The organism is Luteipulveratus flavus (assembly GCF_029439465.1).
GTDB lineage: Bacteria > Actinomycetota > Actinomycetes > Actinomycetales > Dermatophilaceae > Luteipulveratus > Luteipulveratus flavus.
The window spans coordinates 1-14799 of sequence record NZ_JAROAV010000031.1 but is presented as its reverse complement, the minus strand read 5'-3'; the positions used below and the strand labels follow the sequence as shown (position 1 = coordinate 14799).

At 69.7% G+C, this 14799-nt stretch carries 14 protein-coding genes; 10 read left to right on the top strand and 4 right to left on the bottom strand.

The window, feature by feature from the left end; all coding sequences use genetic code 11:
- Positions 1 to 93: 93 nt before the first annotated feature.
- From P4R38_RS12010 to P4R38_RS11985, 6 genes are all read left to right on the top strand, one after another.
- Positions 94 to 1101 (top strand): ABC transporter permease, encoded by a 1008-nt coding sequence (locus P4R38_RS12010; RefSeq protein WP_277192347.1) that lies wholly within the window; start codon positions 94 to 96, stop codon positions 1099 to 1101.
- A gap of 4 nt (positions 1102 to 1105) precedes the next feature.
- Positions 1106 to 2119 carry an ABC transporter permease gene (locus tag P4R38_RS12005; protein WP_277192346.1) on the top strand — a complete coding sequence of 338 codons (1014 nt, stop codon included), beginning with the start codon at positions 1106 to 1108 and terminating at the stop codon, positions 2117 to 2119.
- A 7-nt stretch (positions 2120 to 2126) separates the two neighbouring features.
- Complete coding sequence (locus P4R38_RS12000; protein ID WP_277192345.1) at positions 2127 to 3164, top strand: ABC transporter ATP-binding protein; 1038 nt, start codon at positions 2127 to 2129, stop codon at positions 3162 to 3164.
- A complete protein-coding gene (locus P4R38_RS11995; RefSeq protein ID WP_277192344.1) occupies positions 3164 to 4321 on the top strand; it encodes an ABC transporter ATP-binding protein in 1158 nt (385 codons plus the stop codon). Before P4R38_RS12000 ends, P4R38_RS11995 begins: the two co-directional genes overlap by 1 nt.
- A 111-nt stretch (positions 4322 to 4432) precedes the next feature.
- Positions 4433 to 5140, top strand: coding sequence for a VOC family protein (locus P4R38_RS11990; RefSeq protein WP_277192343.1), 708 nt, complete (start codon positions 4433 to 4435; stop codon positions 5138 to 5140).
- A gap of 4 nt (positions 5141 to 5144) precedes the next feature.
- A complete protein-coding gene (locus tag P4R38_RS11985; protein ID WP_277192342.1) occupies positions 5145 to 5735 on the top strand; it encodes a GNAT family N-acetyltransferase in 591 nt (196 codons plus the stop codon).
- A 36-nt stretch (positions 5736 to 5771) separates the two neighbouring features.
- On the opposite strand, the gene P4R38_RS11980 is transcribed toward P4R38_RS11985, so the two are convergent.
- The 4 genes from P4R38_RS11980 to P4R38_RS11965 all read right to left on the bottom strand — a co-directional run bounded on the left by P4R38_RS11980 (position 5772) and on the right by P4R38_RS11965 (position 10027).
- Positions 5772 to 6650, bottom strand: a complete 879-nt coding sequence (locus P4R38_RS11980; protein ID WP_277192341.1) for a carbohydrate ABC transporter permease — start codon at positions 6648 to 6650, stop codon at positions 5772 to 5774.
- A 13-nt stretch (positions 6651 to 6663) separates the two neighbouring features.
- Positions 6664 to 7626 (bottom strand): carbohydrate ABC transporter permease, encoded by a 963-nt coding sequence (locus P4R38_RS11975; RefSeq protein WP_277192340.1) that lies wholly within the window; start codon positions 7624 to 7626, stop codon positions 6664 to 6666.
- On the bottom strand, positions 7626 to 8927 hold the full coding sequence (locus tag P4R38_RS11970; RefSeq protein ID WP_277192339.1) for an extracellular solute-binding protein: 1302 nt from the start codon (positions 8925 to 8927) through the stop codon (positions 7626 to 7628). The genes P4R38_RS11975 and P4R38_RS11970 overlap by 1 nt, the downstream gene beginning before the upstream one ends.
- A 146-nt stretch (positions 8928 to 9073) precedes the next feature.
- Positions 9074 to 10027 carry a LysR family transcriptional regulator gene (locus P4R38_RS11965; protein WP_277192338.1) on the bottom strand — a complete coding sequence of 318 codons (954 nt, stop codon included), beginning with the start codon at positions 10025 to 10027 and terminating at the stop codon, positions 9074 to 9076.
- A 221-nt stretch (positions 10028 to 10248) separates the two neighbouring features.
- On the opposite strand from P4R38_RS11965, the gene P4R38_RS11960 reads away from it, so the two are divergent.
- From P4R38_RS11960 to P4R38_RS11945, 4 genes are all read left to right on the top strand, one after another.
- The gene (locus P4R38_RS11960; RefSeq protein WP_275238285.1) at positions 10249 to 11973 is read left to right on the top strand and encodes a M4 family metallopeptidase; all 1725 of its coding nucleotides are present in this window, start codon (positions 10249 to 10251) and stop codon (positions 11971 to 11973) included.
- A 352-nt stretch (positions 11974 to 12325) separates the two neighbouring features.
- Positions 12326 to 12844 (top strand): diaminobutyrate acetyltransferase, encoded by a 519-nt coding sequence (ectA, locus tag P4R38_RS11955; RefSeq protein WP_275238284.1) that lies wholly within the window; start codon positions 12326 to 12328, stop codon positions 12842 to 12844.
- Between the two features lie 79 nt (positions 12845 to 12923).
- Positions 12924 to 14261 carry a diaminobutyrate--2-oxoglutarate transaminase gene (gene ectB, locus P4R38_RS11950; protein WP_275238283.1) on the top strand — a complete coding sequence of 446 codons (1338 nt, stop codon included), beginning with the start codon at positions 12924 to 12926 and terminating at the stop codon, positions 14259 to 14261.
- Between the two features lie 45 nt (positions 14262 to 14306).
- Positions 14307 to 14708, top strand: a complete 402-nt coding sequence (locus P4R38_RS11945) for an ectoine synthase (RefSeq protein ID WP_275238282.1) — start codon at positions 14307 to 14309, stop codon at positions 14706 to 14708.
- The last annotated feature ends 91 nt before the right edge of the window (positions 14709 to 14799 follow it).

The window sequence follows — 14799 nt, the reverse complement described above, 5'->3', positions numbered from 1 at the left end:
CGGCCGCCCTGGAGGGGACACTCCCCCGGGGCGGCCGTCGGCCTGTCACCGGCTGCAGCCCTCACTCGTGCGTCCTGGAAGGTTTACCCAAGCGTGCTCAGATACGTCGTACGCCGCCTCGTACAGATGGTCGGCGTCATGCTCCTGCTGTCCTTGCTGCTGTTCGTCTGGCTGCGCAGCCTGCCCGGTGGTCCCGCCTCCGCCATCTGCGGCGACCGGTGCAACCCGGCCAAGCTGGCCCAGATCAAGAAGACCCTGGGTCTGGACGACCCGGTCATCGTCCAGTACCTCAACTTCCTCAAGCGGGCCGTCACCGGCGACTTCGGCGTCTCCACCGGCGTCCAGCCCGGTCGGTCCTCGATGGAGATCTTCGTCGAGCGCCTGCCCGCCACGATCGAGCTCGGCGTCCTGGCGATGATCATCGCCGTGGCCGCCGGCATCCCGCTCGGCTACCTCGCCGCGCGCCGGCGCGGCGGGATCCTGGACGGGCTGACCTTGACCAGCTCGCTGCTCGGCGTGGCCATCCCGGTGTTCTTCACCGCATTCGTGCTGAAGTACTTCTTCGCCGTGGACTGGCACCTGTTCCCCATCAGCGGCCGTCAGGGCGACATCGAGGCCACCCGCGTCACCAACTTCTTCGTCCTCGACGGGCTGCTGACCCGCGAGTGGGACGCGGCCTGGGACGCCCTGCGCCACCTGATCCTTCCGGCCGTGACGCTGGCGACGATCCCGTTCTCCTTCGTCTTCCGCATCACGCGTGCAGCGGTCCTGGACGTCCTGGACGAGGACTACGTGCGCACCGCGGAGGCCAAGGGCCTCTCGTCCAAGGTCATCACCCGCCGGCACGTGCTGCGCAACGCGATGCTGCCGGTCGTCACGATCATCGGCCTGCAGATGGGCGCCCTGCTCGGCGGCGCGATCCTCACCGAGACGGTGTTCGGCTTCCCCGGCCTCGGGGACGCACTGGCCCGCGCCTTCACCGGTCGCGACTACTCCATGCTGCAGCTGCTCATCCTGATGGCCGCGGCCACGTACGTCGTCGTCAACCTCCTGGTCGACATCACGTACGCCTACATCGACCCGCGCGTCCGGACGAGGTGACCGCATGACCCCCTTGAACCGTAAGAAGGAACGCCTCGACGGCCTCGCGGCGAGCACGGCGGCGCCCGCGGCCGGTCAGGCCGGCGGCGTCGACGTGATGGACCCGGTCGACCCGGTGGGCGAGGCCGGTGCGGTCCGTGACGCCGAGGGCGTCAGCCTGCTGGCCAGTGCCTGGCGACGGCTGCGGCGCAACCCGATGTTCATCATCGGAGCGGTCCTGGTCGCGCTGTTCATCCTCGTCGCGGTCTTCGCCCCCCTGCTGGCGCCGCACGCTCCTGACGACCGGCCGCTGATTGGCCAGATCAGCGCATCGACCAACCCCATCCCGAAGGCGCAGGACGGCTTCCCGCTCGGCGGTGACGAGAAGGGACGCGACCTGCTGTCCCGGCTCATCTACGGCAGCCGGCAGACGCTGATCGTCGGCGTGCTCGCCACGCTCGGCGGTCTCGCCGGCGGCGTGACGCTCGGCACGCTCGCCGGCGCGTTCGGCGGCTGGGTCGACTCGGTCGTCATGCGCGTCGTCGACGTGCTGCTGTCGCTGCCGTCGATCCTGCTCGCCATCACCATCGCCTCGCTGGCGAGTCAGCCCAGCCAGTGGACGGTGATCGTCGCCATCGCGATCGTCCAGGTGCCGGTCTTCGCTCGGTTACTACGCGGCTCGATGCTCGCGCAACGCAGCAGCGACCACGTGCTCGCCGCGAGATCGCTCGGGGTGAAACGGTCCGCGATCGTGTTCCGGCACATGCTGCCCAACAGCCTCGGTCCGGTGTTCGTGCAGTCCACGCTGGCGCTGTCGGTCTCCATCATCGAGGCCGCCGCGCTGTCCTTCCTCGGCCTCGGCAACCCCGACGACAGCAAGGCCGAGTGGGGCCAGATGCTGGGTGCCGCGCAGAACCTCTTCGACCTGTACCCGCACATCGCGTTCTGGCCGGCGGCCTGCATCGTGGTCGTCTCGCTCGGCTTCACGCTGATGGGCGAGTCGATGCGCGAGGCCCTCGACCCCAAGAGCAGGAGGTGAGGCAGCGATGACTGCCACCACGACCCGGACCAGCCGCGACGCGCGTACCTCACGCGAGCCGCTGCTGCAGGTCCGCGACCTGTCCGTCACGTTCCGCCGCTCCGGCGAGGAGCCGTTCCACGCCGTCTCCGGGGTGTCGTTCGACGTGCAGCCCGGTCAGACGGTCGGCCTGGTCGGCGAGTCCGGCTGCGGCAAGTCGGTCACCTCGCTGGCGATCATGGGGCTGCTGCCCAAGCGCGGCAACACCGTCACCGGTGAGGCCGTCTTCGAGGGCACCGACCTGCTGAAGCTCTCGCCGAAGCAGATGCGGGACCGTCGCGGCCGGGACGTCGCGATGATCTTCCAGGACCCGCTCTCGTCGCTGAACCCCGTCGTCCCGATCGGGCGTCAGGTCACCGAGGTGATGGAGCGGCACCAGGGGCTCTCGCGCAAGGAGGCCGAGCCGAAGGCGCGTGAGCTGCTGGACAAGGTCGGCATCCCCGACCCCAGCCGGCGGCTCAAGGAGTACCCGCACCAGCTGTCGGGCGGCATGCGCCAGCGCGCGCTCATCGCGATGGCGCTGGCGTGCGCGCCGCGCCTGCTGATCGCCGACGAGCCGACGACGGCGCTGGACGTGACGATTCAGGCGCAGATCCTGACCCTGCTCAAGGACCTGGTGCAGGACTCCGACACGGCGCTGATCATGATCACGCACGACCTCGGGGTCGTCGCGGGGCTGTGCGACGAGGTCAACGTGCTGTACGGCGGCCGCATCGTCGAGCGCGCGGACCGGCACGACCTGTTCGCCCGGCCGCGGCACCCGTACACCCACGGCCTGCTGGCCTCGATCCCCCGGCTGGACTCCGCGCGCGGCGAGCGGCTCAACCCCGTCCCCGGCTCGGTCGCGGACAACCTGCCGTGGGACCACGCGTGCGCCTTCGCCCCGCGGTGCTCGAACGCCGTCGAGGCGTGCCGCACCACCCAGCCCGAGCTGGAGCGCATCGAGGGTGGCGTCGAGACGCCCCGGCTGCTGCGCTGCCACAACCCGATCAGCGAGGAGGCCTGATGTCGACGGCTGCCACCGAGACGACTCCGCAGGACGACGTCGCCGTCCCCGACGACGTCCTGGTCGACGTCCGCGGCCTGAAGGTCCACTTCCCCATCAAGCGCGGTGTCTTCTTCGACCGTACGGTCGGGCACGTCTACGCCGTGGACGGCATGGACATGCAGATCAAGCGCGGCGAGACGTACGGCCTGGTCGGTGAGTCCGGCTGCGGCAAGTCGACGTTCGGGCGTGCGCTGCTGCGGCTGGAGGAGCCGACCGAGGGCACGGTGCTGTTCGACGGCGTCGACGTCGCCTCGCTCAAGGGTGAGACGCTGCGCCGCAAGCGCCAGGACATGCAGATGGTCTTCCAGGACCCGCTGTCCAGCCTCGACCCGCGCCAGACCGTGGAGTCGCTGCTGCTGGAGGGCATGCAGGCGCACGGCCTCGCCAAGGACGGCAAGGCGGCGACGGCGCGGCTGCGCGAGCTGCTGTCGGCCGTGGGTCTGCCGCCGGCCGCGCTGCGCAAGTACCCGCACGAGTTCTCCGGCGGTCAGCGTCAGCGCATCGGCATCGCCCGCGCGCTCAGCGTGAACCCGCAGCTGATCGTGGCCGACGAGCCCGTCTCCGCGCTCGATGTGTCGGTGCAGGCGCAGGTGGTCAACCTGCTGGAGGAGCTGCAGGAGGAGTTCTCGCTCACCTACCTGGTGGTCGCGCACGACCTCGCCGTCGTCCGCCACATCAGTGACCGGGTCGGCGTGATGTACCTCGGCGCGCTCGTCGAGGAGGCCGACGCGGACGACCTCTACGCGATGCCGCTGCACCCGTACACCCGTGCGCTGATGTCGGCGGTGCCCGTGCCGGACCCGACGACGGAGGACCGCCGCGAGCGGATCATCCTGGCGGGCGACCTGCCGAGCCCGGCGAACCCGCCGACCGGCTGCCGGTTCCACACCCGCTGCCCGTGGAAGCAGGAGGAGCGCTGCGACACCGAGCGCCCGCAGCTGCGCACCATCGAGCTGGAGGGTGTCCCCGGCACCCACCGGGTCGCGTGCCACTTCGCCGAGCAGATCCAGCGCGGCGAGATCCAGCCGCACGAGGTCGACGTCTCGTTCGTCGAGCAGGTCGACGCGCAGCCGGACGACGCCACGCCGGTGACGGTGGAGCCCGGCGCTCCGTGACCGGCTCGCCCCGGTCGGTCTGCCGGCCGACCGGGGCATCCGGCCGGGCGCCCGGCGACAATGTGGCCAAGGGCCGCGGAACGTCCGGAATCACGGCTACTGTCCCGATGCATGGACATGCTGCACGGTGAGCAGATCGCCGCGGCCGACCTGACCGACTGGCGCAAGCTGGCCCAGGGCCTGCACGCCCGCTACCTCGTCGACGACTTCGCCACCGGGGCACGGTTCGTCGCCGCGGTGGGCGAGGCGGGTGACACGGTCGGTCACCATCCGCGGGTCTCGATCGGCCCGGGGTACGTCGACCTGGAGCTGGTCAGCGACGACGCCGTCTATCGCGACGACGAGGGCACCGAGTACGTCGTCGAGTGGGTGACCCAGCAGGACGTCGACCTCGCGCGGGCGATCACCCGGATCGCCGCCGACCACGGGATCGCCGCTGATCCGGCCTCGGTGAGCGAGCTCGAGCTTGGCCTCGACACCGCGGACTCCGCGGTCATCGCGCCGGTGTGGGCCGCGCTGCTGACCGGCAGCGGCGACTCCCAGGGCCGAGGATCCCCCAGCGACGAGGTCCGGGACGCCACCGGCCGCGTACCGAACCTGTGGTTCGGCGACGCCGACGAGCAGGCGGACGCGAACCGGCGGTTCCACGTCGAGGTCTACCTGGCGCCCGAGGCGGCGGCACCGCGGATCGCCGCCGCTCTCGCCGCGGGTGGGACGGTCGTCGACGACAGCGATGCGCCCGGCCTCACCGTGATCGCCGACCGGGACGGCAACACCGGTGTCGTCTGCGTCGACGTGTCCGCCGCGAAGAAGGGCTGAGCCCATGTCCGCCCAGTCGTCGTACACCATCGCGGCGCTCAGCCCCGAGACCTGGCCGGCGTTCGACGCGATGGTGCAGCGGCACAACGGCATCTTCGGCGGCTGCTGGTGCATCTGGTTCCACCCGGACGGCCCCGAGCGCGGCCAGGGCGCGGAGGCGAACCGGGCGCTGAAGAAGTCCTACGTCGAGCAGGGCAAGGCGCACGCCGCCCTGGTGATGGACGGTGAGGAGGCCATCGCGTGGGCCGAGTACGGCACCCCGGTCGAGCTGCCCACCCTGCACCACCTCAAGCAGTACGACGCCACCAAGACCGTCGATCCCGACTACCGGATCACCTGCGTGTTCGTCGACAAGCGCCACCGGCGACGCGGCGTGACGGAGCTGGCGATCGCCGGTGCGCTCGACCTGATCGCGCAGGCCGGCGGTGGCCGTGTGGAGAGCTATCCGCACGATCTGACCGACCAGACCAAGAAGATGTCGTCATCGTTCCTCTACAACGGCACCCGTCGGCTGTACGAGCGACTGGGCTTCACCTACGACCGGCCCAAGGGGCTGAAGAACTGCGTCATGGTGAAGACGGTCGAGCCGGCCTGAGGCCGGGCCGCGACCGGGGCTCGGTGCCGCCAGTGCCTACTTGACCGAACCCGCCGTCAGGCCGCCGACCAGGTGCTTCTCGATCACCGCGAAGAGGATCACGACCGGCACGATCGCGATGATCGACGCGGCGAACAGCTGGTCCCAGTGCTGCTCGTACCCGGTGACGTACGACGTCAGGCCCACCGGGAGCGGCTTCCTCGCGTCGTCCAGCATCAGGGTGAGCGCGACGACGTACTCGTTCCACGCGGCGATGAAGGTGAAGATCACCGCGGTCACCAGTCCGGGCCGGGTCAGCGGCAGCATCACCCGGCGCAGCGTCGTGAGCCGGCTGCAGCCGTCCAGGTGGGCGGCCTCCTCGATCTCCTGCGGGATCGAGGAGAAGAAGCCGTGCAGGATCCACGTCGCGAAGGCCAGGTTGAACGCCGCGTTGGTGAGGATGAGCGCACCGTAGGTGTTCACCATGTTCAGGTTGAACCACTCGCGGTAGATGCCGACGACCAGTGCGGTCGGCGAGAACATCTGGGTCACCAGCACCAGCAGCAGGAACGCGGTCCGCCCCGGGAAGCGGAACCGCGCGGTGAAGTACGCCGCCGGCACCGCCACCACGATGACCAGGGCCGTCGAGGCGGCCGCCACGATGAGCGAGGTCTTCAGCCAGGACAGGAACCGGTCGTCGCCGAGCACCTGGGAGAAGGTGTCCCACTGCCACTCCCGCGGCAGCAGCGAGCCGGGAGCCTGGACGATGTCGGCGCTCGGGCGGAACGCGTTCAGCAGCATCACGAGGTACGGGGCGAGGAAGACCAGCCCGACGAGCAGGCCGATCACCGGCAGGACGTACGGACGGACCCGCCGCCACCCGCGCGACCCGGACGCCACCGGCCGGACGTCACGCACCTGGTCCAGGGCACTCATGCCGTCTCCTCCCTCATGCCGTCTCCTCCCGCCAGCGCGTCACGCGCAGGTAGATCATCACGACCACGAGGATCAGCAGCACGTTGAAGACGCCGGCGGCCGCGGACATCCCGACGTCCTTCTCGGCGCTCTTGAACGCCAGCTTGTACATGAACGTGATGGACGTGTCGTGCCCGAAGCCGGGGTTGCGGTCGTTGAGCGTGTAGATGATCGGGAAGGAGTTGAACACGTAGATGATGTTCAGCACCGAGGCGACCATCAGCGCGGGACGCAGCAGCGGCAGCGTGATCCGGCGGTAGATCTGCCACGGGCCGGCGCCGTCGATGCGGGCCGCCTCGTACACCTCGTCGGGGATCGCGCTCAGCCCGGCGATGAAGACGTAGGCGGTGAAGGGGATGGAGACGAAGACCCCGACCAGGATCATCGACGGCATGATCCAGGTGTCGCTGCCCAGGTAGTCCACCGGCGCCATGCCCAGGTGGTCGCGGACGGTGTTGAGGGTGCCGTAGTAGAAGTCGAAGAGCAGCACGAACGTCTTGGCCGTGATGACCAGGGAAGCGGCCCACGGCACGATCAGCGCCCAGCGCACGAGCCGCCGGCCGAAGAAGTCCTTGGACAGTAGCTGGGCCACGGCGAGGCTGATCAGCACGGTCAGCGCCACGACGGCGACCACCCAGACCAGCGTGTTGGTCAGGACGGTCCCGAGGTCGGGGTGGTCCAGGACCCGGCGGTAGTTGGTGCCGCCGGCGTCCCCGAGCCGCAGGCCGGTCACCGAGAACCGGCTGAACGAGGCGCGGACCAGCTCGATCGCCGGGTAGACGACCACCCCGGCGATCAGCAGCAGGGCCGGGCCGAGCCACAGCAGCGCGGACAGGACCGAGGCCCGCGACCCGACCTGGCGGCGCCGCCCTCGGCGGCGTTGACGAGCCGGGGCCGCGGTGTCGGTCGACTCCGCGGCCCCGGTCTGGACGGTCATCAGCTCGAGCTCTCCGCGGTCTTCTGGAGGGAGTCGAGGGTCTTCTTCGGGTCACCGTTGGAGCCGACCCCGGAACCGATGTTCTGCTGCACCGCGAGCTTGACCTTGTCCCAGGCGGGGTCATCGGTCGGGGTGAGCTGGATGTTCGGCAGCGTGTCGAGGTAGACCTTCAGCTTGGCGTCGGACTTGAAGTAGTCCAGGCCGGTCTGCGTGACCGGCAGGAAGCCCTCGGCCTTGATGAACTGGTTGATCTGGTCCTTGGAGTAGTACAGGTCGTAGAAGTCCTTGACCGCCTGCTGGTTGCCCGGCTTCTTGAACGCCATCAGGTAGTCGGTCACGCCGTACGTCTTGGGCGCGCTGCCGTCCGCGGTCGGCATGGGCGCGACGCCGTAGTCGACCTTTCCCTCCTTGTCGAGGTCACCGGCCAGGGGTGAGAACCCGACGATCATGCCGACCTTGCCCGACTTGAACAGGTTGAACGCGTCCGCGCGGTTGGTGCGGCCCGGGTTGTTCTGAGTGACCTTGTCGGTGGTCGCGAGCTTCTTGAGGAAGTCGAGGGTCTTGACGTTCTGGTCGGAGTTGATCGTCCAGGAGTCGCCGTTCTTCCAGTTCCCGCCGTTGTTGAACGTCCAGATCGAGAACTCCGCCTGGGCCTCCTCCGGGCCGAGCGGCATGGCGTACCCGATGCTGCCGTTGCCCAGGCCCTGGATCTTCTTGGCGTCGGCCTCGAACTCGGCCCAGGTCTTCGGCGGGCTCATGATGCCTGCCTTCTTGAACAGCGCCTTGTTGTAGAAGAACGCCCGCGCCGAGGACAGGTCGGGCATGCCGTACATCTTGTCCTGGTACGTGCCGCTCTTGACGAACGCCGGCAGCAGGTCGGCCTTCGCGGTCGGGGACAGGACCTCGTCGGAGCTGTAGAGGAGCTTGTCCTTGGCGTACGAGGCGTAGGCGTTGAGGTTCAGGACGTCCGGCGCGCTGTTGTTCTGGATCATCGTGCTGGACGTCTGGTCGATGGTGTCCCAGCTGACGATCTGGACGTCGAGCTTGTTGCCGGTCTTCTTCTCGTACGCGGCCTTGAACTGGTTCCAGAACTTCGCGGTGTTGTCCTTGGAGTACTCCGCCGCGACGAGCTTGATCGTCTTGCCGCCGCCACCACCACCGCCGCTCGTCCCCGCGGAGGAACCCCCGCCGCCTCCGCCGGTCTGCTGCGAGTCACCGGCCCCGGTGCCGCCGCCGCACCCGGCGAGTGTCACCGCGAGGAGCATGCCGCCCGCCACGGTTGCTGATGTCTTCCTGCCCATCGGACCTCCAGAGCTCCCGGGCCCCGCGGGGACCGACACCGAACATGTGACGCCGGTCACCCGGCGTCTCCCGACCGTACTCGGGATGACCTCCACGGACGGCCCGACCGGCGCAAGCGCCGCAAACCGGACCGGGTGGCGAGACGTCAGCTCACCGAGGTCAGCGGACGCTCGCGCTCCAGCCACGCGTCGTACGCAGGCGCCATCTGCACCTCGGCCGCCATCCGCTCCCGCACCGAGCGGGCCAGGCGCTCGCCGTACCCCTGCAGGGGACCGCGCTGGGCGGTCAGCATCAGGTGGCGCACCCGTACCGGGCAGCGTCGGACGGGGCGGGTGACCAGGCCGTCGAACCGCGCCGTCGGGTAGCACAGGCCGAGGCGGCCGCCCTCCCGGATGAACGCCAGGGCGGCCGCGCCCCGCAGCGTGTGCTCGACCGTGGGCCGGATGCCCGCGCGAGCACAGGCCTGGGCGAAGACGTCGGGCTCGCGGTCCAGGTCGGTCGGCTGCAGCACCCAGCGGGCGTCGGCCAGGTCGCTCACCTGGATCTCCTCGTACTGCGCCAGCGGGTGGTCCGGAGCCATGACGACGAACACCGGCTCGACCCCGACCGTCTGCTTGTCCACGCCGGCCGGCAGGTCGACCTCCCACCCGACGAACTCACTCACAGCGGCCGCGTGCAGCAGCCCGGCGCCGACCATGTCGACCAGCGTCTGCATCCGCGTCTCGCTCTCCAGCACCACCCGGGTGGCCGGCAGGGCGCGGTCGAGGTACTCGGCCATCGCGATCAGCGGCGTGCCCGTACGAGCGCCGACGGTCACGATGCTCGGCGCGGACCCGGTCGACTGCTCGGCGTCGGCGCACAGCGTCTCGACCGCGGTGAGGACGGTGTGGGCTCGCGCCATCACCATCTCGCCGACCGGCGTCGGCGTCATGCCCTCGGCCGACCGCTCGAACAGCGGGCTGCCGAGGGAGTCCTCGATCCGGCGCAGCTGGCGGGTCGCCGCCGGCTGGGTCGTGCTCAGCGCGGCGGCGGCCTTCGAGACGCTTCCCAGCTCGCCGACCGCTTGTACCAGTTTCAGATGTCGCAGCTCGATCTCCATTGCTACTAGACCGTAAGGAACGACTTCCATCGACTGGTCTACCGGGTCTTTCCGAACGGCCAAGAGTCGGTAAGGAAGGCATGACCGGCTGGCATAGGCGCGCGCCGCCCCGGCTCGGCAGAGTGGTTCGAACCACGGTTCCCCGGCTGCTGTCGGGGCGCACCTCGGGGGACACGAAGGGCCGAGGTGGGAGCACCGAAACCTAGAGAGGACACCCTCATATGAGGAAGAAGCACATCGCACTGACCGGTACCGCGCTGCTCGCGTGCGGGTCGCTGGCCGGGGCGCCTGCCTTCGCCAACGGTGGAGACGACGCCGCGCCGAGCAACCAGGCCGCCGTCGCGTCCTACCTGAAGTCCGACGCGGCCGCCGTCAAGGGCGCCGCCGGTGACAGCTACGTCCTGGTTGGCACCTCGACCGCCAAGGACGGCTCCAGCCACGCGCGCTACCACCGGACCTACCGCGGCCTCCCCGTCGTCGGTGGCGACTTCGTCGTGCACAGCAAGGGCGGCAAGGTGACCGGTCAGTCGGTCGCGCAGCAGGCTCCGATCTCGGTCAGCACCACGGCCAAGGTCGCCAAGGGCACTGCGCGCACGAACGCCGCCGCCGGCGCCCGCTCGTTCAACGTCGACGGCGCGACCGACCCGATGCTGGTCGTCGACGCGCGTGGCGCCAAGCCGGTGCTCGCCTGGATGACGGTCGTCACCGGTGTGCAGTCCGACGGCTTGACGCCGAGCCGCAAGGCGGTCCTGGTGGACGCGCAGAGCGGCAAGACCATCCGCTCCTCGGAGACGGTGAAGACGCTCATGTCGGGCGCGACCTCCAAGGCCGCCATGGCACGCAAGGGTGTCCACCACGCGGCGACGCTGACCACCAAGGCGCCGGCGAACCTGCGTACGGTCGCCTGGGACGCGGTCGACCCGTCCGGCACGACGCGCGCCACCACGCGGGACGCCTCGCGGCCGAAGGCGACCGCAGGGGCCGAGGGCACCGGCAAGTCGCTCTTCCTGGGTGATGTCAAGATCAGCACCACCCAGGACGGCAGCTCCTACACGCTGACCGACCCCGACCGCGGCGGCAACTCCGCGTGCGACATGAACAACAGCGAGAGCGGCAGCTGCGACCCGTTCACCGACGCCGACAACGCCTGGGGCAGCGGCAGCAACGACGACCGCGCCACCGCGGCGGTCGACGTCTACTACGGCGCGGCGACCACGTGGGACTACTACAAGGACGCCTACGGCCGTAACGGCATCTTCGACGACGGCAAGGGCGTGCCCTCGCGCGTCCACTACGGCTCCAGCTACGTGAACGCGTTCTGGGACGGCCAGCAGATGACGTACGGCGACGGCGAGGGTGACAACGCCCCGCTGGTCGCGATCGACGTCGCGGGTCACGAGATGTCGCACGGTGTCGCGGAGGCGCTGGCCAACCTCGGCTACGAGGGCGACGTGGGCGGCATCAACGAGGCCAACAGCGACGTCAACGGCACGATGGTGGAGTTCAAGGCCAACAGCGCGGTCGACAAGCCGGACTTCCTCATCGGCGAGGAGATCGACATCAACGGCGACGGCAGCCCGCTGCGCTACATGGACAAGCCGTCCAAGGACGGTGCGTCGCACGACTGCTGGAGCTCCTCCACCGCGAACGACGACCCGCACTACACCTCGGGTGTCGGCAACCACGCCTTCTTCCTGCTCGCCAACGGCAGCGGTCAGTCGGAGTGGGGCACGAGCGAGACCTGCGACAGCAGCTCGGTGACCGGCATCGGCGCCGACAAGGCCGCCAAGATCTGGTACACCGCGATCAAGGACTACGGCACGAGCGACATGACCTACGCCGACCTGCACGCCGGCATGGTCAAGGCCGCGGACGCCGAGTTCGGCGCCGGCAGCACGGAGAGCAAGGCGGTCGACGCCGCCTGGAAGGCCGTCAGCGTCGGCTGACCCTCACCTCCTCCTCACGACGGGGCAGCGGCTCCGGTGCATCGCGCACCGGGGCCGCTGTGCGTCGTGTCACGGCCGCCTCCGCACCGCGCCGCGAGTCTGGATCACCACGCGTTACCGAATCTCGTTGTCGCGCAGTGAGTTCCGTCACAGTTCTGCGCTTCGACGCCCGTCAGGTGGGACGCGGCAGGCCTCGCTTCAGAACTTTTTGCAGGACGCGATCACCGACGGAAGGATTCCCAGTGCTGCTGCGGCTGACGGCGATTCGACCGGCCTCCTATAGCGACCGGATGGGCGTCCCAGGCGGGTTCTCGAGTTGATTACTCGCTCGAAGTCGTTACGTTCGTTCAGCGTGACCAGCGCCATCCTGACGCCCGCCGCCCCTGCGACCTCGAGCCCGACCATCGCCTTCCGACCACCCTCCGTGGCCGACGGCGGCGACCTGTGGCGCATCGCCTCGGACGCCCGGACGCTGGACGTGAACTCCTCGTACGCCTACCTGCTGTGGGCGCGCGACTACGCCCGGACCTCGATCCTGGCGGAGGTGGACGGTCAGCCCGCCGGCTTCGTCACCGGCTACACCCGGCCGAGCGCGCCGCAGACGCTGATGGTCTGGCAGGTCGCCGTGGACGACGGGCACCGTGGCCGCGGGATCGCGCTGCGGATGCTGCACGAGCTCGTGGACCAGGTCGACGACGCCGCGACGATGGAGACGACGATCACCGACGACAACACCGCGTCCATCGCGCTGTTCACCCGCTTCGCCCAGCAGCGCGGCACGATCATCACCCGCGAGGACCTGTTCGGCGCGGAGCACTTCCCGGAGGAGCACGCACCCGAGCGCCTCTACCGAATCCGCCCGTTGCGCTGACGCCCCCGATCCCCCGTCCTGCGACGGACCCGCGCGCCCACGCCGCGGCGGCCTCGCCCTCCCGACCCGAAGGATCTCCATGCCCAGCACCAGCACGAGCACCACGACGTCGGTCTTCGAGACCCGCGAGTCCCAGGTCCGCAGCTACTGCCGCGAGTGGCCGGCCGTCTTCACCTCCGCGCAGGGGGTGTACCAGTACGCCGAGGACGGCAGCCGCTACATCGACTTCTTCTCCGGCGCCGGTGCGCTGAACTACGGCCACAACCACCCAGAGCTCAAGCGCCACCTGATCGATTACCTGGCGGGCGACGGCGTCACCCACTCGCTCGACACCTACACCGTCGCCAAGCGCGAGTTCCTCGAGACGTTCGAGGAGGTCGTCCTGGCGCCGCGCGGGCTGGACTATGTCGTGCAGTTCCCCGGCCCGACCGGCACCAACAGCGTCGAGACCGCGCTGAAGATCGCGCGGAAGTGCACCGGCCGCCAGGACGTCGTCAGCTTCACCAACGCCTTCCACGGCATGACGCTGGGTTCCCTTGCGGTCACGGGGAACTCGATGAAGCGGGCCGGCGCCGGTACGCCGCTCTACCACTCCTCCACCGCGCCGTACGACGACTACTTCGACGGCGAGACGCCGGACTTCATGTGGCTCGAGCGCACCTGGAGCGACAGCGGCTCGGGCCTGGACCTGCCGGCTGCCGTCATCGTCGAGACCGTCCAGGGCGAGGGCGGTCTCAAGGCCGCGCGCGGGGTGTGGCTGCGTGAGCTCGCCGCCCTGTGCCGCCGCCACGACGTGCTGCTGATCGTCGACGACGTGCAAGCCGGCTGCGGGCGTACGGGCAGGTTCTTCTCCTTCGAGGAGGCCGGCATCGTGCCCGACATCGTGTGCCTGTCCAAGTCGATCTCCGGGTATGGCCTGCCGATGTCGCTGACGCTGATGCGGCGGGACCTGGATCAGTGGGAGCCCGGCGAGCACAACGGCACCTTCCGCGGGCACAACCCGGCGTTCGTCACCGCCACGGCCGCGCTGCGGACGTTCTGGACCGACGGCGCGATCGAGCAGAACGTCGCCGCGCGCGCCCACCAGCTGCGCGACGGGCTGCAGCGCATCATCGCCCGGTCGGACGGCGCCACGCTGCGCGGACGCGGCCTGCTCGCCGGTGTGGCGTTCGAGGACGTCGAGGTCGCCGGCCGGATCCAGGCGGCGGCGTTCGAGCGCGGCCTGCTGGTGGAGACCTCCGGCCCCAGCGGCGAGGTCGTCAAGGTGATGCCCGCGTTGACGATCACCGAGGCCGAGATGGCCGAGGGCCTGGAGATCCTCGTCGATGCCGCGAGCGCCGTGCTGCGCCGGACCGACGGCACCGCGGACGCTGCCCCGACCGTCGCCGCGGACCGCGAGCCTGCCTTCGCCGGCTGACGGCCGGCCACCCCACCTCCTCCTCCCCCGACGAAAGGACTCCCCATGCAGGTCATCAACCTGAGCGACCTCGACGGCACCGAGAACGACGTCGAGCACGGCAACTGGCGCAGCCGCCGGTTCGTGCTGGCCAAGGACGGCGTGGGCTTCTCCTTCCACGACACCGTGCTGTACGCCGGCACCGAGTCGGAGTTCTGGTACGCCAACCACGTCGAGTGCGTGTACGTCTACGCGGGCCGGGGCACGCTGCTCAACCGCGACACGAGCGAGGAGTTCCCGCTCGCGCCCGGGACGATGTACCTCCTGGACCAGCACGACAAGCACACGGTGAAGGTCGAGGAGGACATCCACTGCGCCTGCGTGTTCAACCCGCCGGTCACCGGCCGCGAGGTGCACGACGAGAACGGCGTGTACCCCGTCATCCACGAGGAGCCCGTCTCCGCCTGACCCCCGTCCGCCGGTCGAGTAGGGCGAACGAAGTGATGCCCGTATCGAGACCCGGTGACCGCGTGCACCTGGTCTCGATACGGCTCGCCCT